At 54.7% G+C, this 26812-nt stretch carries 22 protein-coding genes; 10 read left to right on the forward strand and 12 right to left on the reverse strand.

All coding sequences use genetic code 11. The features are described from left to right. Nucleotides 1-154 precede the first annotated feature (154 nt). From narI to AB2B48_RS05815, 6 genes are all read right to left on the reverse strand, one after another. Nucleotides 155-835 carry a respiratory nitrate reductase subunit gamma gene (gene narI / locus AB2B48_RS05790; RefSeq protein WP_064545526.1) on the reverse strand — a complete coding sequence of 227 codons (681 nt, stop codon included), beginning with the start codon at nucleotides 833-835 and terminating at the stop codon, nucleotides 155-157. Next, nucleotides 832-1527, reverse strand: coding sequence for a nitrate reductase molybdenum cofactor assembly chaperone (narW, locus tag AB2B48_RS05795; protein ID WP_185666285.1), 696 nt, complete (start codon nucleotides 1525-1527; stop codon nucleotides 832-834). The genes narI and narW overlap by 4 nt, the downstream gene beginning before the upstream one ends. Next, nucleotides 1527-3053, reverse strand: coding sequence for a nitrate reductase subunit beta (gene narH / locus AB2B48_RS05800; protein WP_185666286.1), 1527 nt, complete (start codon nucleotides 3051-3053; stop codon nucleotides 1527-1529). The genes narW and narH overlap by 1 nt, the downstream gene beginning before the upstream one ends. Further along, complete coding sequence (locus AB2B48_RS05805) at nucleotides 3050-6790, reverse strand: nitrate reductase subunit alpha (protein WP_368301070.1); 3741 nt, start codon at nucleotides 6788-6790, stop codon at nucleotides 3050-3052. The genes narH and AB2B48_RS05805 overlap by 4 nt, the downstream gene beginning before the upstream one ends. Nucleotides 6791-6851: 61 nt before the next feature. Then, a complete protein-coding gene (locus tag AB2B48_RS05810) occupies nucleotides 6852-8237 on the reverse strand; it encodes a NarK family nitrate/nitrite MFS transporter (protein ID WP_185666288.1) in 1386 nt (461 codons plus the stop codon). 176 nt (nucleotides 8238-8413) lie between these two features. Further along, nucleotides 8414-8995, reverse strand: coding sequence for a TetR family transcriptional regulator (locus tag AB2B48_RS05815; RefSeq protein WP_368301071.1), 582 nt, complete (start codon nucleotides 8993-8995; stop codon nucleotides 8414-8416). 124 nt (nucleotides 8996-9119) lie between these two features. Between AB2B48_RS05815 and AB2B48_RS05820 the strand changes: the two genes are divergently transcribed. The 3 genes from AB2B48_RS05820 to AB2B48_RS05830 all read left to right on the forward strand — a co-directional run bounded on the left by AB2B48_RS05820 (nucleotide 9120) and on the right by AB2B48_RS05830 (nucleotide 11834). Further along, nucleotides 9120-10610, forward strand: coding sequence for an MFS transporter (locus AB2B48_RS05820; protein ID WP_368301072.1), 1491 nt, complete (start codon nucleotides 9120-9122; stop codon nucleotides 10608-10610). A 130-nt stretch (nucleotides 10611-10740) separates the two neighbouring features. Continuing rightward, complete coding sequence (locus AB2B48_RS05825; protein WP_368301073.1) at nucleotides 10741-11142, forward strand: antitoxin Xre-like helix-turn-helix domain-containing protein; 402 nt, start codon at nucleotides 10741-10743, stop codon at nucleotides 11140-11142. Further along, a complete protein-coding gene (locus tag AB2B48_RS05830) occupies nucleotides 11139-11834 on the forward strand; it encodes an RES family NAD+ phosphorylase (RefSeq protein WP_368301074.1) in 696 nt (231 codons plus the stop codon). Before AB2B48_RS05825 ends, AB2B48_RS05830 begins: the two co-directional genes overlap by 4 nt. Nucleotides 11835-11838: 4 nt before the next feature. Here the strand turns inward: AB2B48_RS05830 and yddG are convergent, their stop codons facing one another. Continuing rightward, the gene (yddG, locus tag AB2B48_RS05835) at nucleotides 11839-12717 is read right to left on the reverse strand and encodes an aromatic amino acid DMT transporter YddG (RefSeq protein ID WP_368301075.1); all 879 of its coding nucleotides are present in this window, start codon (nucleotides 12715-12717) and stop codon (nucleotides 11839-11841) included. Between the two features lie 220 nt (nucleotides 12718-12937). Here yddG and fdnG point away from each other — a divergent pair, with 220 nt between their 5' ends. The 3 genes from fdnG to fdnI are packed head-to-tail and all read left to right on the forward strand — an operon-like array spanning nucleotide 12938 to nucleotide 17533. Further along, a complete protein-coding gene (gene fdnG, locus AB2B48_RS05840; RefSeq protein WP_368301076.1) occupies nucleotides 12938-15985 on the forward strand; it encodes a formate dehydrogenase-N subunit alpha in 3048 nt (1015 codons plus the stop codon). Between the two features lie 11 nt (nucleotides 15986-15996). Then, nucleotides 15997-16884: a formate dehydrogenase subunit beta gene (gene fdxH / locus AB2B48_RS05845; protein WP_220440075.1), complete on the forward strand. Its 888-nt coding sequence runs from the start codon at nucleotides 15997-15999 to the stop codon at nucleotides 16882-16884. Next, on the forward strand, nucleotides 16877-17533 hold the full coding sequence (fdnI, locus tag AB2B48_RS05850; RefSeq protein WP_368301077.1) for a formate dehydrogenase-N subunit gamma: 657 nt from the start codon (nucleotides 16877-16879) through the stop codon (nucleotides 17531-17533). The genes fdxH and fdnI overlap by 8 nt, the downstream gene beginning before the upstream one ends. A gap of 85 nt (nucleotides 17534-17618) precedes the next feature. Here the strand turns inward: fdnI and AB2B48_RS05855 are convergent, their stop codons facing one another. Next, entirely contained in the window at nucleotides 17619-17942 is a 324-nt protein-coding gene (locus AB2B48_RS05855; protein ID WP_368301078.1) for a CcdB family protein, read from the reverse strand. Beyond that, nucleotides 17942-18250: a hypothetical protein gene (locus tag AB2B48_RS05860; protein WP_368301079.1), complete on the reverse strand. Its 309-nt coding sequence runs from the start codon at nucleotides 18248-18250 to the stop codon at nucleotides 17942-17944. The genes AB2B48_RS05855 and AB2B48_RS05860 overlap by 1 nt, the downstream gene beginning before the upstream one ends. A 138-nt stretch (nucleotides 18251-18388) precedes the next feature. Between AB2B48_RS05860 and araJ the strand changes: the two genes are divergently transcribed. The 3 genes from araJ to AB2B48_RS05875 are packed head-to-tail and all read left to right on the forward strand — an operon-like array spanning nucleotide 18389 to nucleotide 20720. Then, nucleotides 18389-19558, forward strand: coding sequence for an MFS transporter AraJ (gene araJ, locus AB2B48_RS05865; protein ID WP_368301080.1), 1170 nt, complete (start codon nucleotides 18389-18391; stop codon nucleotides 19556-19558). A gap of 46 nt (nucleotides 19559-19604) precedes the next feature. Continuing rightward, nucleotides 19605-20279: a hypothetical protein gene (locus AB2B48_RS05870; protein ID WP_368301081.1), complete on the forward strand. Its 675-nt coding sequence runs from the start codon at nucleotides 19605-19607 to the stop codon at nucleotides 20277-20279. Nucleotides 20280-20291: 12 nt separating this feature from the next. Next, entirely contained in the window at nucleotides 20292-20720 is a 429-nt protein-coding gene (locus tag AB2B48_RS05875) for a hypothetical protein (protein WP_368301082.1), read from the forward strand. A gap of 64 nt (nucleotides 20721-20784) precedes the next feature. Here AB2B48_RS05875 and adhP read toward each other — a convergent pair whose 3' ends face one another. Further along, complete coding sequence (adhP, locus tag AB2B48_RS05880) at nucleotides 20785-21795, reverse strand: alcohol dehydrogenase AdhP (protein ID WP_368301083.1); 1011 nt, start codon at nucleotides 21793-21795, stop codon at nucleotides 20785-20787. A gap of 217 nt (nucleotides 21796-22012) precedes the next feature. Between adhP and AB2B48_RS05885 the strand changes: the two genes are divergently transcribed. Beyond that, nucleotides 22013-22612 (forward strand): inorganic diphosphatase, encoded by a 600-nt coding sequence (locus AB2B48_RS05885; protein ID WP_368301084.1) that lies wholly within the window; start codon nucleotides 22013-22015, stop codon nucleotides 22610-22612. Between the two features lie 96 nt (nucleotides 22613-22708). Here AB2B48_RS05885 and AB2B48_RS05890 read toward each other — a convergent pair whose 3' ends face one another. Both AB2B48_RS05890 and AB2B48_RS05895 read right to left on the reverse strand, forming a co-directional pair. Further along, complete coding sequence (locus AB2B48_RS05890) at nucleotides 22709-24421, reverse strand: ATP-binding cassette domain-containing protein (protein WP_368301085.1); 1713 nt, start codon at nucleotides 24419-24421, stop codon at nucleotides 22709-22711. Between the two features lie 407 nt (nucleotides 24422-24828). Then, nucleotides 24829-26523: an NAD-dependent malic enzyme gene (locus AB2B48_RS05895; protein ID WP_333010754.1), complete on the reverse strand. Its 1695-nt coding sequence runs from the start codon at nucleotides 26521-26523 to the stop codon at nucleotides 24829-24831. Between the last annotated feature and the right edge of the window lie 289 nt (nucleotides 26524-26812).

Raw genomic sequence — 26812 nt, forward strand, 5'->3', positions numbered from 1 at the left:
GGCGCAGTGGTAAATTCAACGAGCGTAATATAGCGCGTTATTACGCGTTATGGTGGTGAAAAATAAAATGGTTGAGAATAGGTTTAGTATTTTGTTGGTGGCGTAAAAAACCCGGCGTCGCGATGCTCGGCCGGGCTACGTTACGATAAAGAGACTATCGGCGGGAACGGACCACTTGATAACGTCGGGTCAGGTATTCCACTGGCGCGCTCCAGACGTGCACCAGGCGGGTGAACGGGAACAGCAGGAAGATGGTCATGCCCAATACCAGATGCACGCGGTAGACCCAGGCCACGCCGTCCAGGTGCGCGGAAGCGCCGCCGTGGAAGGTGACCACCGCCTGCGCCCAGTCCACCAGCTTAAGCATTTCGCTGCCGTCCGGGTGCTGCGCGGAGAACGGAATGGTGGTCAGGCCGAGGCAGCACTGGATCAGCAGGATGCTGAGGATCAGAATATCCGCCGTCGATGAGGTGGCGCGAATGCGCGGGTTGAACAGACGACGAATCAGCAGACCTGCGCCGCCGACCAGCGTCATCACCCCACAGGCACCGCCCAGAATCATCGCCATCAGCTGTTTCTGCGACAGCGGCAGCCAGGATTCATACACCCAGTGCGGCGTTAACATGCCGAAGAAGTGGCCGAAGAAGATCCCCAGAATACCGACGTGGAACAGGTTGGACCAAATCACCATCCCGCGCTTGTCGAGCATCTGGCTGGAGGACGCGCGCCAGGTGTACTGACCGTAGTCGTAGCGCAGCCAACTGCCGAGCAGAAACACCGTGCCGCAGAGGTAAGGGTAGATGTCGTAAAAAAAGACGTTGAGGTACTGTATCATTTCGGGCCTCCCGCACGGACGTCCACGTACTGTGGCGCCACGTCCTGGCTAAAGCGTCGTTGATAGCTTTGCAGCGGGGAACTGTCGCAGGCGGTGGCGTTATCTTCGATAAACTTCACCTGTTCCTCTTCCCAGACTGCATCCAGCGCCTGGCGGGTATCGTCTCGCGCTTCGCCCGCCACCTGTTTTGTGACACTGTCACTTGATAATGAAGTATTGGCCAATGCCAGCAGGGTATCGAACAGCTGATACCACGGTGCCTGGCGCTGTTTAAGGCGACCGCCAATCAGCGCCAGAATCGGCGCGACGTTTTGCAGGCCTTCCTGCGCCTGAGCCTGCGGTAGAATGCTGAGATACTCCAGATAAAGCGGCAGATGATCGGGCAGCTCGCGGCAGTCCAGCTGCAGGCCGACCTGTTCATACTGCGTCATCAGCTCAACCATTGCCTGGCCCCGGTCGCGGGACTCCGCGTGCACGTGCTCAAACAACAGCAGCGAGGTAGCGCGTCCGCGTTCAAAAATCTCACACCATTCCGCCTGCTTATCGAGCAGCGACACCGCCAGATGCTGCTCGAGGAACGGGCGCAGCGCTGGGGCGTCGCTGTCGATTAACGCAAACAGCTCATCCTTGTTATCCCAGCTGAGCTCATCGGGGTACTCCATCAGCAGCCCGATGATTTTCAGGATCCGCATTAGTTTTTCTCCCCGATGTTGATGGCGTCGATACGGTGGCTGTTAAACAGGTTGAACTTGGTGTCCGAGCCGTGGCAGCCGTCGCCGAAGGTGAAACCGCAGCCCTTGCTTTCCGGGAAGGCATCTTCCGCCATTTCGCGGTGGCTGGTTGGGATCACGAAGCGGTCTTCGTAGTTGGCGATCGCCAGATAACGGTACATCTCTTCAACCTGCGCCTCGCTTAAGCCCACTTCTTCAATCGCGCGGGTGTCGGTCACGCCCTCAACGGTCTGAGAACGTTTGTAGTGACGCATCGCCATCATGCGTTTCAGCGCGCGCAGCACCGGGCCGGTATCGCCCGCGCTGAGCATGTTCGCCAGATACTGTACCGGAATGCGCAGGCTTTCCACCGCCGGCAGAACGCTGTCGGTTTTTGGCAGGCCACCGGCATCGGCAACGGACTGGATTGGTGACAACGGCGGCACGTACCAGACCATTGGCAGGGTGCGATATTCCGGATGCAGCGGCAGCGCCAGCTTCCAGTCCATCGCCATTTTGTACACCGGTGAACGCTGCGCGGCGTCCAGCGTGTTCTGGGTGATGCCCTGTTTCAGCGCTTCTTCAATCACTGCCGGGTCGTGCGGGTCAAGGAACACGTCGCACTGACGCTCGTAGAGATCGGTTTCGTGCTCGGTGCTGGCGGCTTCTTCGATACGGTCGGCGTCATACAGCAGTACGCCCAGGTAGCGAATACGGCCCACACAGGTTTCCGAACAGACTGTCGGCTGGCCGGATTCAATACGCGGGTAGCAGAAGATGCATTTTTCAGACTTACCGCTCTTCCAGTTGAAGTAGATTTTTTTGTAGGGGCAGCCGGTGATGCACATACGCCAGCCGCGGCACTTGTCCTGGTCAATCAACACGATGCCGTCTTCTTCACGCTTGTAAATCGCGCCGCTCGGGCAGGTGGCGACACAGCTTGGATTCAGACAGTGTTCGCACAGACGCGGCAGATACATCATGAAGGTGTTTTCGAACTGGCCGTACATCTCTTTTTGCATTGCCGCAAAGTTCTGGTCGTGGGCGCGTTTTTCAAACTCGCCGCCGAGCAGCTCTTCCCAGTTCGGGCCCCATTCAATTTTGTTCATCCGCTGGCCGCTAATCAGCGAGCGCGGGCGGGCGGTCGGCAGGTTTTTACCCTCCGGCGCGTTGTGCAGGTGCTGGTAGTCGTAGGTGAACGGTTCGTAATAATCGTCAATGCCCGGGATAAGCGGGTTGGCGAAGATTTTCGACAGCACGCCCAGGCGGCCGCCCATGCGCGGGGTCAGTTTGCCACTGATGCCGCGCACCCAGCCGCCTTGCCATTTCTCCTGGTTTTCCCAGTCTTTTGGGAAACCGATGCCCGGTTTGGTTTCGACGTTGTTAAACCACGCGTATTCCATCCCTTCGCGGCTGCTCCAGACGTTCTTACAGGTCACGGAGCAGGTGTGGCAGCCAATGCATTTATCAAGGTTTAAAACCATCCCAACCTGTGAGCGTATCTTCATTTTGCTGCCTCCTGAACCTGGTCATTGCCTTCATCATCCAGCCAATCAATGTTTTTCATTTTGCGGATCATAATGAACTCATCACGGTTCGAACCGACCGTTCCGTAGTAGTTGAAGCTATAGGCTAGTTGCGCATAGCCGCCGATCATGTGGGTCGGTTTCGGGCAGATACGGGTGACCGAGTTATGGATCCCCCCGCGTCGTCCGGTAACCTCTGAGCCTGGAATATTCATGATGCGTTCCTGGGCGTGGTACATCATGGTCATGCCCGGCGGTACGCGCTGGCTGACCACCGCACGGGCGGTGAGCGCGCCGTTGGCGTTGAACGCTTCAATCCAGTCGTTATCGGCGATCCCCAACTCTTTAGCGTCGGTTTCGCTCAGCCAGACAATTGGCCCGCCGCGCGACAGCGTCAGCATCAGCAGGTTTTCGCTATAGGTAGAGTGAATGCCCCATTTCTGGTGCGGCGTCAGGAAGTTCAGCGCTTTTTCCGGGAAGCCGTTCGGCGGAATTTCCTTCATGTGGCTGACGCTGCGGGTGTCGATTGGCGGGCGATAGGCCACCAGGCTCTCGCCAAAATCGCGCATCCACGGGTGATCCTGATACAGCGACTGGCGGCCCGACACGGTACGCCACGGGATCAGCTCGTGCACGTTGGTGTAACCCGCGTTATAGGAGACGTGTTCATCTTCAAGGCCGGACCAGGTTGGGCTGGAGATGATTTTGCGCGGCTGCGCCTGAATATCGCGGAAGCGAATCTTCTCGTCTTCTTTGTTGGTTGCCAGATGGGTGTGGTTGAGACCGGTAAATTCGCCCAGCGCTTCCCAGGCTTTCACCGCCACCTGACCGTTGGTTTCCGGCGCCAGGGTGAGGATCACCTCGGCGGCATCAATTGCCGTCTCAATACACGGGCGGCCTTTCGCCGGGCCATCGAGCTTGACGTAGTTGAGCTTACCGAGGAAATCTATCTCGGTCTGGGTTTTCCAGCCGATGCCTTTGCCGCCGTTGCCGAGTTTGTCCATCAACGGGCCGAGCGAGGTAAAGCGCTCGTAGGTGGCTGGATAGTCACGCTCGACCGCGATAATGTTCGGCGCGGTTTTGCCCGGAATCAGGTCGCATTCGCCTTTACGCCAGTCCTGAATGGCAAACGGCTGCGCCAGCTCCGCCGGGGAATCGTGCTGCAGCGGTTGCAGCACCACGTCGGTTTCCACGCCAAGATGGTCTTTGCAGATTTCCGAGAACGCCTTGGCGATGCCTTTGTAGATTTCCCAGTCGCTTTTTGACTCCCATGCCGGGTCAACGGCGGCGGAGAGCGGGTGAATGAACGGGTGCATATCCGAGGTGTTCATATCGTCTTTTTCGTACCAGGTGGCGGTCGGCAGGACGATATCGGAGAACAGACAGGTGCTGGACATACGGAAATCGAGGGTGACCAGCAGGTCAAGTTTGCCCTCAATGGCGGCGGTCTGCCATTCCACTTCTTCCGGTTTGACGTCGTCGGTCGAGCCGAGATCCTCGCCCTGAATCCCGCTGTCGGCACCGAGCAGATACTTCAGCATGTACTCGTGGCCTTTACCGGAAGAACCGAGCAGGTTAGAACGCCAGATAAACAGGTTACGCGGGTGGTTCGCGCCGTTGTCTGGCTGTTCGCTGGCAAAACGGATGTCGCCAGATTTCAGCCCCTGAACGGTGTATTCCTGCGGCGTCATGCCCGCTGCTGCGGCCTTCGCCTTCACGGTAAGCGGGTTGAGGTTAAGCTGCGGCGCGGACGGCAGCCAGCCCATACGTTCGGCGCGGACGTTGAAGTCGATCAGATGACCGGTATATTTTTTCGGGTCGGCCAGCGGTGAGAGCAGTTCCTGTGCGGTGAGCTTCTCATAGCGCCACTGGCTGGCGTGGTTGTAGAAGTAGGAGGTGCTGTTCATCTGGCGCGGTGGGCGGTTCCAGTCCAGCGCGAAGGCCAGCGGCAGCCAGCCGGTTTGCGGACGCAGCTTCTCCTGGCCCACGTAGTGCGCCCAGCCGCCGCCGCTCTGACCGACGCAGCCGCAGAACACCAGCATGTTGATCATCCCACGGTAGTTCATGTCCATGTGGTACCAGTGGTTAACCCCGGCACCAAGGATGATCATCGAGCGTCCGTGTGTTTTGTGCGCGGTGTCGGCGAACTCAAGGGCAATTTTTTCGATGTTATGGCGCGATACGCCGGTGATCTGCTCGCCCCAGGCCGGGGTGTAGGCTTTCACCTCATCAAAGCTTTTCGCTGCCAGATCATCGTCCAGACCGCGGTCGAGGCCGTAGTTGGCCAGCACCAGGTCATAGACGCTCACCACCAGACGGCTGCTGCCGTCGGCGAAGGTCAGCTGCTTGGCGGGTAGCTTACGCACCAGAATCGGGTCTTGCTTGACGCTGCGGAAGTGCGGGTTTTCGTTGCCGCCAAAGTAGGGGAATGCCACGCCAGCGACGGTATCGCGGTTATCCAGCAGCGAGAGGGTCAGTTCGGTCTCTTTCCCCGACGCCAGCGACTCGAGATTCCATTTACCTTTTTCGCCCCAGCGGAAACCGATAGAGCCGTTTGGCACCACCAGTTCACCGTCGCGGTTGTAGGCCACGGTTTTCCATTCCGGGTTATTGGCTTCCCCCAGCCCATCCACCAGATCCGACGCACGCAGCATGCGGCCTGCGGTATACGAACCGTCGTCGCGGCTGTCGAGCATCACCAGCATCGGCATGTCGGTGTAGCGACGGCAGTAGTTGATAAAGTATTCGCTTGGGTTATCGAGGTGGAACGCTTTGAGGATCACGTGCCCCATCGCCATAGCCAGCGCGCTGTCGGTACCCTGTTTCGGCGCCAGCCACTGGTCGCTGAGCTTGGCGACTTCTGAGAAGTCTGGGGTGATGGCGACGGTTTTGGTGCCTTTGTAACGGACTTCGGTGAAGAAGTGGGCATCCGGGGTACGGGTCTGCGGCACGTTGGAACCCCAGGCGATGATATAGCTGGAGTTGTACCAGTCGGCGGATTCCGGCACGTCGGTCTGCTCGCCCCAGGTCATCGGTGAGGCGGGCGGTAAGTCGCAGTACCAGTCGTAGAAGCTTAAGCAGGTGCCGCCAATCAAGGAGAGATAGCGGGTACCGGCGGCGTAGGAGACCATCGACATCGCCGGGATCGGCGAGAAGCCCGCCACGCGGTCGGGACCGTACTTTTTAATCGTCCAGACGTTGGCGGCGGCAATCAGTTGGTTAAGCTCTTTCCACGAGGAACGTACAAAGCCGCCTTTACCGCGCGCCTGCTTGTAGCTCTGGGTCTTTTCCGGGTCTTTCATGATGCTGTCCCAGGCCACCATTGGGTCCGGGTGCTCGGCGAGGGCTTCGCGCCACAGCTCAATCAGCTTTTTACGCGCCAGCGGGTATTTCAGACGGTTGGCGCTGTAGAGATACCAGGAGTAGCTGGCACCGCGCGGGCAGCCGCGAGGTTCGTGGTTAGGCAGGTCAGGGCGGGTGCGGGGATAGTCGGTCTGTTGGGTTTCCCAGGTGACCAGACCATTTTTGACGTAAATCTTCCAGCTGCATGAGCCCGTACAGTTCACCCCGTGGGTCGAGCGAACGATCTTGTCGAATTGCCAGCGTTGACGATAGCTGTCTTCCCAGTCACGGTTGTTGTCGTAGACCTGTCCGTGACCGTTGGCAAAGGTCTCGCCTTTCTGCTTAAAGTAGCGAAAGCGATCCAGTAGCTTGCTCATACTTGCTCCTCCTGACGGGGGGCTTTGCTCCCCCGTGGTTACACTGCTCACATAGTTATGTTTATTTTGACGTCGGTTTGCGGCGGCCGTAGACAAGCCATGTCACCAGCACGCACACGACGTAGAAGACAAAGAACACTTTCATGGCGCCAACCGGTGAACCGGTCATGGCTAAAGAGGTGCCGAAGGCTTTTGGAATAAAGAAGCCGCCAACTGCGCCGATAGCGGAGATAAAACCGAGCGCGGCGGCGGTATCGGTAACCGCTTCGTGCTGGGCTTCTTCATCGCTGCCGCCGCGTTTTTTGACGCTGTCGATGGTGATTTGACGGAAAATCACCGCGATCATCTGGAAGGTGGAGCCACTACCGAGACCGGCGGTGAGGAACAGCCCCATAAACACCACGTAGAAGGCGAGGAAGCTGCCGGAGCCACTGCCTGGCAGCGTCAGGAACAGCAGGCCGGTAAACACTGCCATCAATATAAAGTTCACCAGCGTGACCTTCACGCCGCCGAGGCGATCGGAAATCACACCGCCGAATGAACGCGCCAGCGCGCCGATAAACGGCCCGAAGAAGGCCAGCTTGAGAATGTTAACGTCCGGGAACTGGGTTTTTGCCAGCATCGCAAAACCGGCAGAAAAGCCGATAAATGAGCCGAAGGTTGCCAGATAGAGCAAACTCAGCAGCCACATATGCGGGCGTTTCAGCACCGGAAGCTGGTCACGCACTGAGGCTTTGGAGCTGGCGATATCGTTCATCCCCACCCAGGCGGCGATAGTGGCGATAACCAGCAGCGGCACCCAGATGATGGCGGCGTTGGCCAGCGACAGGATAGAACCGTCTTCCTGCGGCACGCCGTGAACGCCAAGAAAGGTGAAGATCGGCAGGAAGATCACCGCGGGGGCGACCATCTGCATCACGCTGACGCCAAGGTTGCCGAGCCCACCGTTAATGCCGAGCGCGCTGCCTTGCTTCGCTTTTGGGAAGAAGAAGCTGATGTTGCCCATACTGGAGGCAAAGTTAGCCCCAGCGAATCCGCACAGCAGTGCGATGATGATAAATACTTCGTAAGGGGTAGAGGTGTTCTGAATGGCAATGCCCAACCAGACGCACGGTACAACCAGAATTACCGTACTTAACACCGTCCATTTGCGCCCACCCAATATGGGTACCATAAAGGAGTAGGGCACGCGTAATATGGCACCAGAAAGTGAAGGTAATGCAGTTAATAAAAAGAGTTGGTCCGTGGTGAAATTAAAGCCAACTTTATTGAGATTCACCGCAACGGCGCTAAATAACATCCAGACGCAGAAAGCGAGTAATAAACAGGCAACGGAAATCCACAGATTTCGCCTCGCAATTGATTTCCCCTTATTTTCCCAGAATCCGGGATTCTCAGGTTTCCACTCTTTTAAAAGATAATGATTCTCTTTCTCATTATTTGCCATATAACCCTCGGAAAACGCGTCATAAAAAAGAAACAAAGGAAAAACAGCGATGTAGGGAGAGGGGATTATTAATGCCAGGCCGTTTTATCGCTTTATCGTTGAAGAATAGATAAAAAAAGCGCGTTGTAAGAAAACGCGCTGTGAATAAAACGTTGTTAATTGTTACTAAATGTAAATTAAGCGGGATTAAGCTCTAGCGTAATATAATGCTGTATATAGCGAGCGAAGATCTCGTCGCTAATTTCCGCCATCCCTAGTGCATAAATTCCATCTAGTCCACACACTAACGCAATTAATCGCCAGGCAATATTTTCTGCGCTATCAATGGGACGAAATTCATTGGCTTCCGTGCCCTGTAAAATCAGCGATACGGTTTCCTTATGCCACATATCCATCGTCAGCAGATAAGCACCTTTAATATCGCTGTCGCTGTCCGCCTGTAATTGAGCTTCCCGCCAGAGACGCACATAGGGCTCAAGGCGGCCATCATCGCTGCCAAGCATCGAAAAGAGGCGGTCGTGCCAGTTCGCATCATCGGCCACCAGTGGCATATCGAGCATTTCACGGATCAGCCTGACGAAGGCGAGGGATTTGAGTTCACCAATAGAGGTGAAGTGGTGATGCACCTGGCCGCTGGAGACTCCGGCAACGCTGGCAATATTACGTACGGTCATGGCGCTAAAGCCGCCGCTTAGTGCCACCTGCATGGCGGTTTTAAGGATCGCTTCCCGCCGTTCTTCTCGGGTTAAATAGTTCATTTTTCTTCGTTTAAGTAGGGTTTAGCTGAGAATAACAAAAAATTGGACATGCGTTCAACAATCCGGCAGGATCTCGTTCCTGGACGCATGTCCAACAATGAACAATGAAGTGAGGAACGGAAAAATGTCACGCCAATGGTTAACGCTCATGGCTATCCTGATGGTCTATATCCCGGTGGCGATTGATGCCACCGTGCTGCACGTGGCCGCGCCGACGCTGAGCGTCGCGCTGGGCACCAGCGGCAATGAGCTGCTGTGGATCATTGATATCTATTCACTGGTAATGGCCGGGATGGTGCTGCCAATGGGCGCGCTCGGCGACAAGATTGGTTTTAAACGCCTGCTGTTGCTCGGCAGCGGGATCTTTGGCCTGGCATCGCTGGCCGCGGCGTTTTCGCCGACGGCGCTAACGCTGATTGCTTCACGCGCACTGCTGGCGATCGGCGCGGCGATGATTGTACCGGCCACGCTCGCCGGGATCCGTACCACCTTTGCTGAAGCGCGTCATCGTAATATGGCGCTGGGGCTGTGGGCGGCCGTTGGTTCCGGCGGCGCGGCGTTTGGCCCGCTGGTGGGCGGCATGCTGCTGGAGCACTTCTATTGGGGATCGGTGTTCTTGATCAACGTGCCGATTGTGCTGGTGGTGATTGCCATTAATGCCAGAGTGGTGCCGCACCAGCCTGCGCGACGCGAGCAGCCGCTGAATCTCTTCCAGGCGCTGGTGCTGATTGCCGCCATCCTGATGCTGGTGTTTAGCGCTAAATCAGCGCTGAAAGGGCAGCTTGCACTGTGGCTGGTGGCGATGGTGGCGATTGCCGGTTCTGGCATGCTGTATTGGTTTGTCCGTAAACAGCTCTCGGCAACGCGCCCGATGGTGGATATGCGCCTCTTTACCCATCGCATTATTTTAAGCGGAGTCATGATGGCGATGACGGCGCTGATTACCCTGGTGGGCTTTGAGCTGCTGATGGCCCAGGAACTGCAGTTTGTGCACGGTAAAACGCCGTTTGAAGCCGGGCTATTTATGCTACCAGTGATGGTGGCGAGCGGCTTCAGCGGCCCGATTGCCGGGATGCTGGTGTCGAAACTGGGGCTGCGTGAAGTGGCGACCGGCGGGATGCTGTTAAGCGCGCTGAGCTTCCTGGGCCTGTCGATGACTGATTTCAGCACCCAGCAATGGCAGGCGTGGGGGCTGATGACGCTGCTGGGCTTTAGCGTTGCCAGCGCGCTGTTGGCCTCCAGTTCGGCGATTATGGCGGCGGCACCGAAAGAAAAAGCGGCAGCAGCAGGGGCCATTGAAACCATGGCCTACGAGCTGGGCGCGGGGCTGGGTATTGCGCTGTTTGGCCTGATCCTGACCCGCAGCTACACCTCGTCGATTGTGCTGCCTGACGGGATAGACGGCGCGGAGGCCGAGCAGGCAGCTTCATCGATTAGCGAAGCGATAAAGCTGGCGCAGTCGATGCCCGCCATCCCGGCACAAAGCCTGATTGACGCGGCAAAAATGGCGTTTATCAACTCGCACAGCATTGTGCTGGCGACGGCGGGCGTGCTGCTTCTGTTGCTGGCCGCCGGTATCTGGCGCAGTCTGGCGAAGGTGCCGAATCCGGCATAATAATTTGCCAATCAGCCAACCGTGCTCTCTCGAGTGGGGATGTACATTATTGAACATTTACACTACAATCGTTATTAAATGTACATACCGCTTCTCGGATGATGTACGGAGATAACGTACGGGAGGGCATATGGCCACAGTACAAGAGAACCATGTAAACGGTAATGTTGATACCAGCAAAGCGCTGCCGGTCGTGTTCCGTATTCTGGAAAAATGGCAGTGCAACACAGATGAACAACTTCGGTTACTTGGAATTAGCTCGCGTTCAACATTGAACAAATATAAAGAGTCGAAGGGCGGTATTCGCTTAAGTCTCGATATTCAGGAACGAATGAGCTATATCCTGAATATCCATAAGTGCTTGCGTTTGCTGTTCACCGCCGATGACAGCATCTACGGCTGGGTGCGTAAACCTAACTCCCATCCTTTCTTTGCCGGACGTTCGGCAATGGATGTGATGAACGGTGGCCGGGTTGCCGATCTCTATGAGGTTGCGTCCCGACTTCAGTCCTGGCGAGGAGGGATGGCTTGAACACTGAAGCGCCATCCCTCATTGATTTAACGGATGCGGTTGCCTACCGGATCATTCCCAGCCGCTATCCCACCATCGACCTGTTTGAAGATGTCGCCAGCATTGATGAACTTGAAGCCGTCTGGGCCGTGGAAGCGCTGACCAACGAACGGTTGCTGGAGCAGGCCGGCGAACTGATGCGTGTGCCGAAAGCAGATTGGCTGGTTGGGCTTAATGGTAGCAGTTACGTGATGGCCGCCTTTACGCACATCAACCCTGAGGGCGCACGCTTCACGACCGGCGATTTTGGCGGTTATTATTGCGCGCCGCTGCTGGATACGGCGGTGAAGGAGACGGTGTACCATCAGGAACGCATCTTCGGCTACACCAACGAACCCGCGCAAAAAGTTCAGATGCGGGTGCTGTATACGGAATTTGATGCGGCTTTAGTGGATATCACTCGCGAGCCGTTTATCTCGTCGCCGCTCTATCATGCCACGGACTACAGCCAGTCAAAGGTCTTTGCGCAGGGGCAAAAAATGCAGGGCCGAGACGGTATTCACTACTGTTCGGTGCGCCATACCGGCCACACCTGCTATGTGCTTTATCGGCCCTGCCTGGTGAAGAAAGTGACGCAGGCAGAGCATCTGGAGTATCACTGGAACGGTCGCTCGATTACCAACATTCTGAGCATTAAGCTGTACGGCGATTAATTGGCTAACGCCGGGTGGCATACCAGCAGAGCAGGGAGCCCGCGCAGACCATGGCGGCTCCCTGCCAGAATGACCACGAAAGCGCGGCGCTGAGCAGAACCGCCGCCAGCGCTGAGGAGAGCACCGGGGTAAAGTAAGAGGCGGCGGCCAGCAGGCTGACGTTACCGTGCAGAATACCGACGTTCCACGCCGCATAGGCTAATCCTAATGCCAGCGCGCACAGAACCAGTTTAATCACCACCGGCCAGCTAAAGATCATCGGTGGCTGTTCGCTTACCAGGAATTTCACCCACAGGCTGAGCGCCGTTAATAAAACAAACAGCGTAATACCGTTTTTGCCTTTGGCATATCTGGCGGTGACGGTGCAGTAGGCCGCCCAGATAAATGCGCCAACGAAGGCCAGAATATAGCTCAGCGGGCTTGAGATAACGTTGCGGGTTATTTCCGCGATATCCAGACCGTGCTCGCCGCCTAATACCCAGGTCACGCCGAATAGCGAAAGCAATAAGCCCGGAATCACCCATAAGCTGCTTTTTTGGCCGTTGAACAGAATAGCAAACAGAATGGTCAGGCTTGGCCAGAGATAATTGACCATACCGACTTCAATTGCCTGTTGGCGGGTGCCCGCATAGCCAAGTGAGAGCGCGAGACAGATTTCATAGCTAACAAACAGCACGCTGCCGGCTACAAGATAACGCGGCGGGATTTGACGCAACTGCGGGAAACCGACGGTAAATATCAGCAACAGGCCGCTCAGGCTATAGATCATTGCGGCACCGCCCACCGGGCCAAGCCCTTCGCTGACGCCGCGAATCAGCCCCACCATGGTGCTCCATAATACGATGGCGGCGAGTCCCGTCAGCGTCGCTCTCTTCTTATCCATCTCTAACCTGATGCTTTTACAAACGAAGTCTGCGGTTATAGCATTTTTTTGCCGCCGCTGGTGATATTTTTCCTCGACGCCTAACCCTAAAGGATTAATGAAATTCGCTGACCCTGACTATTAAGGGGGGCTCAGTTTTCGACATTGATTTGACGCAAAAAAAACAGGGGCATTGCTGTTAGTTTCCTTCTCGAAGTACATCCATACGATGAGGAAAACAATGGACGTCAGCCGCAGAAAGTTTTTTAAAATCTGCGCGGGCGGTATGGCTGGGACGACGGCTGCGGCATTAGGGTTTGCCCCGAAAATGGCGTTAGCACAGGCGCGACATTTCAAATTACTGCGCGCTAAAGAAGTTCGTAACACCTGCACATACTGTTCCGTAGGTTGTGGGCTATTAATGTATAGCCTGGGCGATGGAGCCAAAAATACCCGGGAATCGATTTACCATATTGAAGGTGACCCGGATCATCCGGTAAGCCGCGGCGCACTGTGCCCGAAAGGCGCGGGGCTGCTGGACTATGTACACAGTGAAAGTCGCCTGCGCTACCCGGAATACCGCGCACCTGGCTCGGATAAATGGCAGCGTATTTCGTGGAATGAAGCCTTCGATCGCATCGCAAAATTGATGAAGGCCGACCGCGACGCCAACTTTATTGAGAAGAACGATCAGGGCGTGACGGTTAACCGCTGGCTCTCCACCGGGATGCTGTGCGCATCCGCGGCAAGTAATGAGACCGGCATGCTGACGCAGAAGTTTGTGCGCTCGCTCGGTATGCTGGCGGTAGACAACCAGGCGCGCGTCTGACACGGACCAACGGTAGCAAGTCTTGCTCCAACATTTGGTCGCGGTGCGATGACCAACCACTGGGTTGATATCAAAAACGCCAACGTCGTGATGGTGATGGGCGGTAACGCCGCTGAAGCCCATCCAGTGGGTTTCCGCTGGGCGATGGAAGCGAAAAACAATAACGATGCCACGCTTATCGTTGTCGACCCGCGCTTTACGCGTACGGCGTCGGTAGCTGATATTTATGCGCCAATTCGTTCCGGTACCGACATTACCTTCCTGTCGGGCGTACTGCTGTATCTTATCGAAAACAATAAGATCAACGCCGAGTACGTGAAGCATTACACCAACGCCAGCCTGCTGGTGCGGGATGATTTTGCCTTCGAAGACGGCCTGTTTAGCGGCTATGACGCCGAGAAACGCCAGTACGATAAATCGTCCTGGAACTATCAGTACGATGAAAACGGCTATGCCAAACGCGATGAAACGCTGACCCATCCGCGCTGCGTGTGGAACCTGTTGAAGCAGCACGTTTCCCGCTATACGCCGGACGTGGTGGAGAACATCTGCGGTACGCCGAAAGCGGACTTCCTGAAAGTGTGCGATGTGCTGGCTTCCACCAGTGCGGCAGACCGTACCACCACCTTCCTGTATGCGCTGGGCTGGACACAGCACACCGTCGGGGCGCAGAACATTCGCACCATGGCGATGATCCAGCTGCTGCTCGGCAATATGGGGATGGCAGGCGGCGGTGTGAACGCCTTGCGCGGTCACTCGAACATTCAGGGCTTAACCGACTTAGGTCTGCTGTCGACCAGCCTGACCGGCTATCTGACGCTGCCGTCGGACAAGCAGGCGGATCTGCAAACCTATCTGACCGCCAATACGCCGAAAGCGCTGCTGCCCGATCAGGTGAACTACTGGAGCAACTATCCGAAGTTCTTCGTCAGCCTGATGAAGTCGTTCTACGGCGACGCGGCAACGAAGGATAACGACTGGGGCTTTAACTGGCTGCCGAAATGGGACCAGGCCTACGACGTTATCAAATACTTCAACATGATGGATAACGGCAAAGTCACCGGCTACATCTGCCAGGGCTTTAACCCGGTGGCGTCCTTCCCGGACAAAAACAAGGTCGTACGCAGCTTAAGCAAACTGAAGTACATGGTGGTTATCGACCCGTTAGTGACCGAGACGTCTACCTTCTGGCAGAACCACGGTGAGTCTAACGACGTTGACCCATCAACGATTCAGACCGAAGTGTTCCGTCTGCCGTCGACCTGCTTTGCAGAAGAAGACGGTTCGATTGCTAACTCCGGCCGCTGGTTGCAGTGGCACTGGAAAGGTCAAGAAGCACCGGGTGAAGCGCGTAACGACGGCGAGATTCTGGCCGGTATTTACCATCGTCTGCGCGAGATGTATCGCAACGAAGGCGGTAAGGGCGTTGAGCCGCTGCTGAAGATGGGCTGGAACTACAAACAGCCTGATCACCCAGAGTCGGAAGAAGTCGCTAAAGAGAACAACGGCTATGCGCTGGCCGACCTGTATGACGCCAACGGCGTGCTGGTGGCGAAGAAAGGTCAGTTGCTTAATAGCTTTGCGCTGCTGCGCGATGACGGTACCACGGCGTCCTCCTGCTGGATCTATACCGGTAGCTGGACTGAACAGGGTAACCAGATGGCCAACCGCGATAACGCCGACCCATCAGGGCTGGGCAATACGCTGGGTTGGGCATGGGCCTGGCCGCTCAACCGTCGCGTGCTGTATAACCGCGCTTCGGCGGACGTGAACGGCAAACCGTGGGATCCGAAACGGATGCTGATCCAGTGGAACGGTACGAAATGGACGGGTAACGATATCCCGGACTTTAATACCGCGCCGCCAGGAAGCAAGACCAATCCGTTTATTATGCAGCAGGAAGGCCTGGGTCGTCTGTTTGCGCTCGATAAGCTGGCAGAAGGGCCGTTCCCGGAACACTACGAGCCGATGGAAACGCCGCTGGGAACTAACCCGCTGCACCCGAACGTTATTTCCAGCCCGGTAGTGCGTCTGTACGAAGAAGATGCCGTGCGTCTTGGGAAGAAAGACAAGTTCCCATACGTTGGCACTACCTATCGTCTGACCGAACATTTCCATACCTGGACTAAGCATGCGCGCCTCAACGCGATTGCGCAGCCAGAGCAGTTTGTGGAAATCAGCGAAGGACTGGCGAAGGCCAAAGGGATTGCCAACGGTGACCGCGTGACCGTCAGCAGCAAGCGCGGCTTTATTCGCGCCGTGGCGGTGGTAACGCGTCGTCTGCAGACCCTGAACGTCAACGGTCAGCAGGTGGAAACCATCGGTATTCCGCTGCACTGGGGTTATGAAGGCGTTGCCCGTAAAGGCTATATCGCCAATACCCTGACGCCGAACGTGGGCGATTCCAACTCGCAGACGCCGGAGTATAAGGCGTTCCTGGTTAACATCGAGAAAGCGTAAGGAGCGTTTAAATGGCGATGGAAACACAAGACATTATTAAACGCTCTGCAACCAACCCGATTACCCCCGCGCCTCGTGCGCGGGACTATAAGGAAGAAGTTGCCAAGCTGATTGATGTCTCCTCCTGTGTGGGCTGTAAAGCCTGCCAGGTGGCCTGCTCCGAGTGGAATGATATTCGCGACGAGGTAGGGCATTGCGTCGGGGTTTACGATAACCCAGCGGATCTGAGCGCCAAGTCCTGGACGGTGATGCGCTTTAGCGAAACCGAGCAGAACGGCAAGCTGGAGTGGCTGATTCGTAAAGACGGCTGTATGCACTGTGAGGATCCGGGCTGCCTGAAGGCGTGCCCGTCCGCCGGGGCGATTATTCAGTACGCCAACGGGATCGTCGATTTCCAGCAGGAAAACTGTATCGGCTGCGGTTACTGCATCGCCGGGTGTCCGTTTAATATTCCGCGCCTCAGCAAAGAGGATAACCGCGTTTATAAATGTACCCTGTGCGTAGACCGCGTGAGCGTGGGTCAGGAACCGGCCTGTGTGAAAACCTGTCCGACCGGAGCGATTCACTTCGGCACCAAGAAAGAGATGCTGGACGTAGCGCAGGAGCGCGTCGATAAGCTTAAGAAACGCGGCTACCCACATGCCGGTATCTATAATCCGGAAGGCGTGGGCGGCACCCATGTGATGTACGTGCTGCATCATGCGGATCAGCCAGAGTTGTATCACAAGCTGCCGAAGGATCCGGCTATCGATACCAGTATCAATCTGTGGAAAGGGGCGCTGAAACCACTCTCCGCCGCGGGCTTTATCGCCACCTTTGCCGGGCTGATTTATCACTACATCGGTATTGGCCCGAACAAAGAAGTGGACGATGACGAAGAGGAGGATGGCCATGAGTAAGTCGAAAATGATTGTGCGCACCAAGTTTATCGACCGCGCCTGTCACTGGACGGTGGCTATCTGCTTCTTCCTGGTGGCAGTATCGGGGATTTCGTTCTTCTTCCCGACGCTGCAGTGGCTGACCGAAACCTTTGGTACGCCGCAGATGGGACGTATTCTGCACCCGTTCTTCGGCGTACTGATCTTCGTGGTGCTGATGTTTATGTTTGCCCGCTTCGTGCATCACAACATTCCGGATAAGCAGGATATTCCGTGGGTGCTGGGAATTGTCGAAGTCCTGAAAGGCAACGAGCATAAAGTGGCCAAGGTCGGGAAATATAACGCCGGCCAGAAGATGATGTTCTGGACCATCATGAGCATGATTTTCGTGCTGCTGGTGACCGGGGTGATTATCTGGCGTCCTTACTTTGCGCCGTTCTTCCCGATTCAGGTGATTCGCTACGCGTTGCTGATTCATGCTGCTTCAGCCATCATTCTGATCCACGCGATCCTTATCCATATGTATATGGCGTTCTGGGTTAAAGGATCTATTAAGGGGATGATTGAAGGCAAAGTGAGTCGTCGCTGGGCGCAGAAACACCATCCGCGCTGGTATCGTGAAGTTGAGCGGGTAGAGGCGAAGAAAGAGAGTTCGGAAGGGATGAAGTAAGGATTCTTTTCGGAAGTGAAGAGCGGTTTAGTGTCCCTTGAGGGGGAGCGTTAAGCCGCTCTTTTTGTTTGTGGTATTGCAGGACTCATGTGTTTGTAATGAGAGCATCGATGGCTGATATGGCGCTTGAGCGTTCACTGCGTAAATTACAGATAAAATGTCGGTTATTGAGCTTACCTTTATTTATGCTGGTTATTGATGGTGTATTGATTACCACTGTCTGGAAGTCAATATTCACCAACGGCGTTGCCTGATGGTAATAACCGTTTAAATAAGCATGACGACTTAAAGGAAGCACTAGTCGTGTTGAAAGATCGCCATAATAGTCATGTTGGATCACCATAATATACGGATGAATATGACGGGTTCTTTCCGACGGATTTCGATAAACATCAAATTGGCGGCACATTAAAGTACCTCATAAAAGGGATCGTCGGTTAACAGTCCTGTTATTTGCGTAAACGCATTCATTCTGTTGATAAATTCACGATCTTCATTAGCGTTGTTGCCCTTTTTGATATCGCAAGGCAAGGCGTTACTCGTTGAACCTTTTGTCGTGGAATTTTTCGGCATTTCCTTAACCGTGTTGTTTGATTTCATATTGACCTCCTTGTGAAGAATAGGACGATTATCCGCCGTTCCGGTTAAAACACAATTAGCCAGATTCCGCCTTTGCGCGCCGCCTTCCAGAAAATATTCACCTGTTGCATTACGCACCAATGGCGACCTCAGATATGAATCATTCGCGCTGTATATATGGATAAACCCGTTACCGCACCTTTTTGTCTGGTCTGCACCCCATGAATGGTCAATAATGCCCCTCTGCAAACTCAACAGAAACAAGTGATTAGAGGGATGAAAAAGACAATTTTTGCGCTGGCGCTAGGCACGTTTGGCCTGGGGATGGCGGAATTTGGCATTATGGGCGTGCTGCCGGAGCTGGCGCATGATGTAGGGATCTCGATCCCGGCAGCGGGCAATATGATCTCCTGGTATGCCTTCGGCGTGGTGATCGGCGCGCCGATTATTGCGCTGTTTTCCACGCGCTTCTCCCTGAAATCCATCATGCTGCTGCTAGCGGCACTCTGCGTACTCGGCAACGTCATTTTTACCTTTTCGTCGAGCTATGTGATGCTGGCGATTGGGCGTCTGGTGTCGGGCTTTCCGCACGGGGCGTTTTTTGGCGTGGGGGCGATTATTCTGTCGAAGATTGCGCCTCGTGGCAGGGTGACGGCGGCGGTGGCGGGGATGATCGCCGGGATGACGGTGGCGAATCTGGTGGGGGTACCTGCGGGAACCTGGCTGGGGCACCAGTTTAGCTGGCGCTATACCTTCCTGGCGATTGCGCTATTTGACGTGGCGGTGCTGGTGGCAATTGTGGCCTGGGTGCCGACGCTGTTTGATAAATCCGACGCGCGTCTTCGCGAGCAGTTCCACTTTTTGAAAAGCCCCGCGCCGTGGCTTATCTTCGCGGCGACCATGTTCGGGAACGCCGGGGTATTCGCCTGGTTCAGCTATATCAAGCCGTTTATGATGAACGTTTCTGGTTTTTCCGAAGGGGCCATGATGTTCATTATGATGCTGGTGGGGTTGGGGATGGTGCTGGGCAATATCCTCAGCGGTAAGCTCTCCGGGCGCTACAGCCCGTTGCGTATTGCGGCCACAACCGATTTCGTTATCGTGGTGGCGCTGCTGCTTATCTTTGCCCTCGGCGGCTTTAAGGTGGCGTCATTGACGTTGGCGTTTATCTGCTGCGCGGGTCTGTTTGCGCTGTCCGCGCCGCTGCAAATCCTGCTACTGCAAAATGCGAAGGGCGGTGAAATGCTCGGGGCCGCTGGTGGGCAGATTGCCTTTAACCTCGGCAGTGCGATTGGCGCTTTCTTTGGCGGGTTGATGATTACGATGAATTTCGGCTGGAATTCGGTGGCGCTACCGGCGGCGGCGCTGTCGTTCCTGGCGATGTCGTCTCTGCTGCTTTATGCACGTTATATGGCACGTATTAACTATGTCAAATGCGAAGAATAAATTACTTTAATCGCTGCTATTTGAGCATATGAAAAGGATTGATTATATGGTAAATGGAATTGCACAAGCAGAAGAGAGTGGACATTATTATACGTTCACCTCTTTATGTCCCCCTGGAGAGTATTTTTATATTCGCCCTGGAAACCTGCCTCATAATGTTAAGCCAATTGTTGATGATGAGAGTGGCTTGTGCATTGGCTATTCGCTTTTACAGGCTCCCGGCTTGTGGCGAATTTATGATGCTGATGGTTTACTGATACGCTTCGAGGAAGCGCCACTCAAAACCCCGTTGATCGATCCTACCGATCTCGCTTTACTCGCTTTTGGCGCATTTCGAATTTTCCAGTTAGGTCGGGGATTGTTGCAAACTCAGGCCAGAACTGTAGCTGCAATTAAGCTGAACCAAACAACTGTAAATCTATTGCGTGGGCGTCTAAAGCTAGGGTTGAATGCCAGGCGACTTAAAATGACTGAGACAGCAGCAAAGCATATGCGAGAACCGGGACGATATGTACCTTTGCAGATCCAGGAAAAAGCAATTCGTTACGGAAGGCGAATGCCTGATCCGCAAAATCAGCCTGGTCTTTTTCGTTATGAAACAAGCATGTATAGACTTGTAGAAAACAAATCCAGAAAAGGGGATTTTTTCCATAAAAAATTCATGCTTGAAGTGGTTGTTAGGGAGAAAGATTGGGCAATTACACATTTTCTATATAAATGAGTAGGGTGATTTATGATAGAGTTAATAAGTGGAAAAAGAACATTGCGTATTTCAGCATTTGAACGAGAAAACACGCCCGATGTGCCTGCTTATGACTGGATTAATAGTTATATAGAGTTCATTTTGCCAGAGTTAAAGACTCAATATACAACGGCGTTTAATGTTGGTGAGCTAACAGAGCTAAAAAAACAAATTAATTCTCTTTATCTTGCTCTACTCAATGGTGATAAGCATGAAAATATCATCTTTGATAGTGCAGAAAATCAATTAAATATCCGATTCATTAAAATGGATGATGATGAAAACGTTGCTGTTGATATCACACTACGACCAGAAAATCCGGCCGACAGCGTTATTGTCAAAGATACTTTTGGCATAGACCAAAGCTATTTTCCCGCATTTATGTCGGGGTTGGATGAAATGATAAACTGGCCGGAATAGTGCTTTCCTGTAAATCTATTTGATGTGTTTTAAGCCTCTCCCTTAACGGGAGAGGCTCTGGTTATTAATGGCGAAGATCGATAACCATACGGCCACGGATCTGGCCCTGTTCCATCTCTTTAAAGATAGCGTTGATGTCGTTTAACGGACGCAGTGCCACTTTCGGTACCACTTTCCCTTCAGCAGCAAACTGGAAGGCCTCGGTCAGATCCTGACGGGTGCCGACCAGCGAACCGACCACTTCAATCCCGTCCAGCACCAGACGCGGAATATCGAGGCTCATCGCTTCCGGCGGCAGGCCGACGGCCACCACGCGGCCACCGGCGCGCACGGCGTCAACGGCGGAGTTAAAGGCTGCTTTCGCGACGGCGGTAACGACTGCCGCGTGTGCACCGCCGGTCAGTTCCTGAACCTGTTTCGCCGCGTCTTCGCTACGTGAGTTGATAATAAGGTCCGCGCCCATCTCTTTGGCCAGCTTCAGCTGTTCATCGTTAACATCGAGGGCAATCACTTTGGCATTAAAGACGTTTTTGGCGTACTGCAGCGCCAGGTTGCCCAGACCGCCGAGACCGTAAATCGCAATCCACTGGCCCGGTTTGATTTTCGAGATTTTCACCGCTTTATAGGTGGTGACGCCTGCGCAGGTAATGCTGCTGGCGGCTGCAGAATCAAGACCGTCCGGTACTTTAACTGAGTAATCAGCGGTGACGATGCACTCTTCAGCCATGCCGCCATCAACGCTGTAACCGGCGTTTTTGACCGAACGACACAGCGTTTCGTTACCGCTGTTGCAGTATTCGCAGTGGCCGCAACCTTCAAAGAACCAGGCGACGCTGGCACGGTCACCGACTTTCAGAGAGGTGACGCCAGGGCCGATTGCCTTCACGATCCCAATACCTTCATGGCCGAGGATCACCCCGGTCTTGTCACCAAAATCGCCATTTTTGACGTGCAGATCGGTGTGACAGACCCCGCAGCATTCCATGGATAACAGAGCTTCACCATGCTGCAGTGGGCGCAGCGTTTTTTCGGTGACGTTTACCTGATGGTCATGCGTGACGACAGCAGCCTTCATAATCCTACTCCTGGTTAATATGCATTTGATAATAATACTCATTAATAGTTAGCGATGGGGTGGTAAAAAGCAAGGCCGAAAGAGGACAGAATCTGGTGGTTTTTCATATTGATAGCACATAGCGTTCATCGTTGTGTCATCCGGCGGTCATCATTTATTCATCCGTAAACTCTACCGTGTCGTTTTGCTTTTCTTATAACGATAGAGTGAACGCACAATGCATCTGGTAAAAACTATCCTCGCCGCAAGTCTGATTTTTTCTGCCGCCGCACAGGCTCACAACGTGCTCGACTTCCCGCAGCCGGACAACAACCCGGAAGAGTTTTATGCGGTAACGGAGATCCCGGCCGGTGGCATCATTAAATATGAAACCGACGCCAAAACCGGTTTTTTAGTCGCCGACCGCTTCCAGTCGATGCCGGTGGCGTATCCAGCTAACTACGGTTCGCTGACGCAGTCGCTGGCAGGAGATGGCGACCCGCTGGACGTGGTGTTCTATACCCGAGCGCCAATGGCTCCGGGGACGCTAATCAAACTGCGCGCGATTGGCGTATTGAAGATGATTGATGGTGGCGAGAAGGACGACAAAATTATCGCCGTGCCAACCAGCAAAATTGACCCGACCTATGACGATATCAAAAACGTTAGCGACCTGCCGAAGGTAGAACAGGAGCGTCTTCAGGCGTTCTTCCGCGTCTACAAACAACTGCCGGAAGGGCGTAAGAAGGTGGAGCTGAACGGCTTTAATGATGCCGCTGCCGCGAAGCAGGAAATCAAGCAGGCGTGGGACGCCTGGAAAGAGAAGCACCCACAGTAAAATGTAGCCCGGACGAGGCGGAACGCCGACTCCGGGATCTTCTGGATGTTGCGGTAAAAACCCGGCGTCGCTGCGCTCGGCCGGGCTACGGGTCGGTTAACTTAACTGATTATTGATGTTGGCAATCTCCTCTCGCCAGCGCTGCTGCAACTGTGGCTTCTGATGTTTCGGCTTACGCGCCAGGTCTTCGGCTAATCGCCACTCAAGCTCAATTAAGCGCTCCAGCAGGTCATCTGCCTCCGATGTAATTTTCTCATCTGGCTCTGCTGCCGTACGCGGCGCATCAGGGCAGATGCGGTGACGAAGCTGTTCGTACACTTCATCCGCATCGTGCCACTCGCTGAGTCCGTTCTCGTCAATTAACCAGAAGCGGTTACAGCTATTGCTGATGAGCTGACGGTCATGGCTGACTAACAGCAGGCCACCGGGGTATTCACGCAGCGTTTGCGCCAGCGCCTCTTTGCCATCAATGTCGAGATGGTTTGTCGGTTCATCGAGCAACAGCAGGCTGTAACGAGCAAGGGACAGGCCGATAAACAGCAGGCGGGAGCGCTCGCCGCCGCTTAAGGTACTGACCTTTTGCCCGTGACGCGCCCAGCCAAAGCCAGCGGAAATCAGCGCGCGTTTACGTGTTTCTGCATAGGGCTCGAACGGTTCAAGCGCATCCAGTAGGCTGTCATTATCATCGAGTTGGTTCAGCGTCTGGTCGTAATACCCGGGCTTCAGGCGCGGGTGCAGCTTCAGTCCGGCCTCCGTCGATTCCTGCTGCATTTGCCGCCAAAGCAGGCGTAACAGCGAAGATTTACCGCCGCCGTTGCGCCCCATAATGGCGACACGGTCGCCGCTTTGTAACCGCGCAATACCGGTGGTAAACAGCGGTGGAAGCCCCGGTGCCGGCGGTACTGGAAGATTATCCATCTCCAGCAAGCGGTCTGCCCGCAGCGCATCGCCGTGTAGCGCGAGCGTCCATGGTGTGCCAGCGGTGAGTTCTGTCTGACTCTCCTTCAAGCGCGAAACCTGTTTTTCCATCTGCTTGGCTTTGCGCGAGAGATCTTCGTTGTCGTACACCCGTCCCCAGGTGGCCAGCCGTTTGGCGCTGGCGGTGACGCGGTCGATCTCTTTCTGTTCTGCCTTATGACGCAGCGCATCGCTTTCGTCCTGCTCCTCCAGCGCCTGACGGGCGGCGGTGCAAGGCAGTGAGAAGGCATGCAGGGTTTTATCACGCAATATCCAGCTAGTATTGGTGACGGCATCCAGCAGGGGATTATCGTGTGAAACCAGCACGAAACTGCCGCTCCAGCTATTGAGGAAGTTTTCCAGCCATAGCAGCGTAGGCAGGTCGAGGTGGTTACCCGGTTCATCCAGCAGCAGCAGGTCCGGTTGCAGCATCAACGCTCGCGCTAACAGTAGTCGGGTATGCTGGCCACCGCTGAGCGTTGCGGCAGGATGCTCAATCTCATTGGGCGCAAACCCCATCTCCATCAACAGACGTTCCGCCTGCCAGCGCTGGCTTTCGCGCACCGAAGCGAGAAGCTGCGCCAGTACGGCTTCAATCAACGGCTGGTTGAGTAACTCATCAGGAAGATGCTGTTCTACGCGCGCCATCAGACAATGGTTGGCTAACGCAACGCGCCCGGAAGAGGGAACGAGCGTGCCGTCCAGTACCTGTAACAGGGTACTTTTGCCGCAGCCGTTGTAGCCGATGAGGCCAATACGGTCGCCTTTTTTCAGGGTAAAGGAGAGGTCAGTAAAAAGAGGGCCGAACGCCGTCTCAACGTGAAGAGATTGTGCAGTTAGTAATGTGCTCATTTGCTTACTCAAGAGTTACAGGCATGGGAATGCCTCGTCAAACATCGCTGACGATAACTAAGTAAGCCCGAGGGAAGGGTTTAGGGGTGAATGTCTTCGCTCAAGCAGAAGTTATCGCAGCACGATACCGATAACGCTTGAGCTGGTGCGATCACCAAATGTATGTGAAACATTGAAAATTTCACAGTACAGCATAATTAGCCTCCTTTTAGTGTTGTCAGGTTGAAAGGTGATGGCAGTGTAGCGACAGTGTGAATATTAATCTAGTGAATATATCATTAGTTACAACATACATTTTAAGGCGTGTACATTACACAAGATAAAGCATCGTGCTAATCATCATTTGTTCAACAGGGGCGGGAAGGAATAACCCGGCGGCGCTACGCTTGGCCGGGCTACAGGGGGTGTTAGATGGAGGTTCGACGGTAGCTGCGATATTCCGGCAGCCAGAAGTTCTCATCTATGGCTTCTTGCAGAGCGTCGGCGGAGGTATTGGTGGCGACACCTTGTTGCTGCGCCATTTTGCCGACCGCAAACGCAATGGCGCGGGAGACTTTATGGATATCTTTCAGCTCTGGCAGCACCAGACCTTCACCGTGGTTAGCCAGCGGGGAATGCTTCGCCAGTGTTTCGCTGGCCGACATCAGCATTTCGTCGGTAATACGCGACGCACCGGAGGCAATCACGCCCAGACCAATACCCGGGAAGATATAGGAGTTGTTGCACTGGGCGATAGGATAGACGGTATCTTTCCAGCTGACCGGTGCGAACGGGCTACCGGTGGCGACCAGCGCCTGACCGTCGGTCCAACTGATGATGTCCTGCGGCGTGGCTTCAACGCGTGACGTTGGGTTAGACAGCGGCATTACGATTGGACGCGGACAGTGCTTATGCATCTCGCGGATAACTTCTTCCGTGAACAGCCCGGTCTGGCCGGAAACGCCAATCAGAATGTTTGGCTTCACGTTGCGCACAACGTCGAGCAGGGAGATCTCGTCGTTGTCATGCTGCCAGCCCTGAATTTTTTCCTGTTTCTGCGCCAGTTTGCTCTGGAATGAGAGCAGGTTAGGCATCTGGTCGGTCAGCAGACCGAAGCGGTCAACCATAAACACGCGGCTACGCGCTTGCTCTTCGCTCAGGCCTTCACGCTGCATCTGAGCAATGATCTGCTCAGCGATACCGCAACCTGCAGAACCCGCGCCCAGGAAGACCACTCTCTGCTCATTCAACTGGCTGCCCGCCGCGCGGCTTGCCGCAATCAGCGTGCCGACGGTGACCGCCGCGGTACCCTGGATATCATCGTTAAAGCAGCAGATTTCATCGCGGTAGCGGTTAAGCAGCGGCATGGCGTTTTTCTGCGCGAAGTCTTCGAACTGCAGCAGCACGTTTGGCCAGCGGTGTTTGACGGCCTGGATGAAATCATCCACGAACTGATAATATTCGTCGTCGCTGATACGCGGGTTACGGCAGCCCATGTATAACGGGTCGTTCAGCAGCTGCTGGTTGTTGGTGCCGACGTCGAGCACTACCGGCAGCGTGTAGGCCGGGCTGATACCACCGCAGGCGGTGTACAGCGAAAGCTTACCGATAGGAATGCCCATACCGCCGATCCCCTGGTCACCCAGGCCCAGAATACGTTCACCGTCGGTCACCACGATCACTTTGATATTGTGGTTCGGCACGTTCTGCAGAATATCGTCCATATTGTGACGATTCTGGTAGGAGATAAACACACCACGTGCGCGGCGGTAGATCTCAGAGAAACGTTCGCAGGCGGCGCCAACGGTTGGGGTGTAAATCACCGGCATCATCTCATCGAGATGGTTTTCAACCAGGCGATAGAACAGAGTTTCGTTGGTGTCCTGAATATTGCGCAGGTAAATGTGCTTATCGATTTCAGTTTTGAAACCCTGGTACTGGATCCAGGCGCGTTCGGCCTGCTCCTCAATGCTTTCAACAACCTCAGGCAGCAGCCCGAGCAGGTTGAAGTTGCTGCGTTCTTCCATGCTGAACGCGCTGCCTTTATTCAGCAGGGGAAATTCCAACAGAACAGGTCCCGCGTAGGGAATATAAAGGGAACGATTTTTATTGCCTGGTAACATCTTACGTAACTCCGTTGTCTTTCACTCCAGCCCCTCTAGCGGGCCGGCAGAAACTGCAGCGCGCAAGATTATAGAGCAATGGTTAACGTGATGCTGACAAATTGGCAGGCAAGGCACAAAAAAGCGCACGATCGTTTACAACTTCGCCAATTAACCCTTTGTGCGATGGTTGAGGCGGACGTTTATTCATGAACTAAGCTCATGACGGTATTGCACCAGCGGGCATAGTGTCAGCGAACAATGTGCGATAGGTTGTACTCTGGCTGAAAGTTAAACACGAAATGAGAGG

It is taken from the genome of Kluyvera sichuanensis, assembly GCF_040930405.1.
Lineage (GTDB): Bacteria > Pseudomonadota > Gammaproteobacteria > Enterobacterales > Enterobacteriaceae > Kluyvera > Kluyvera sichuanensis.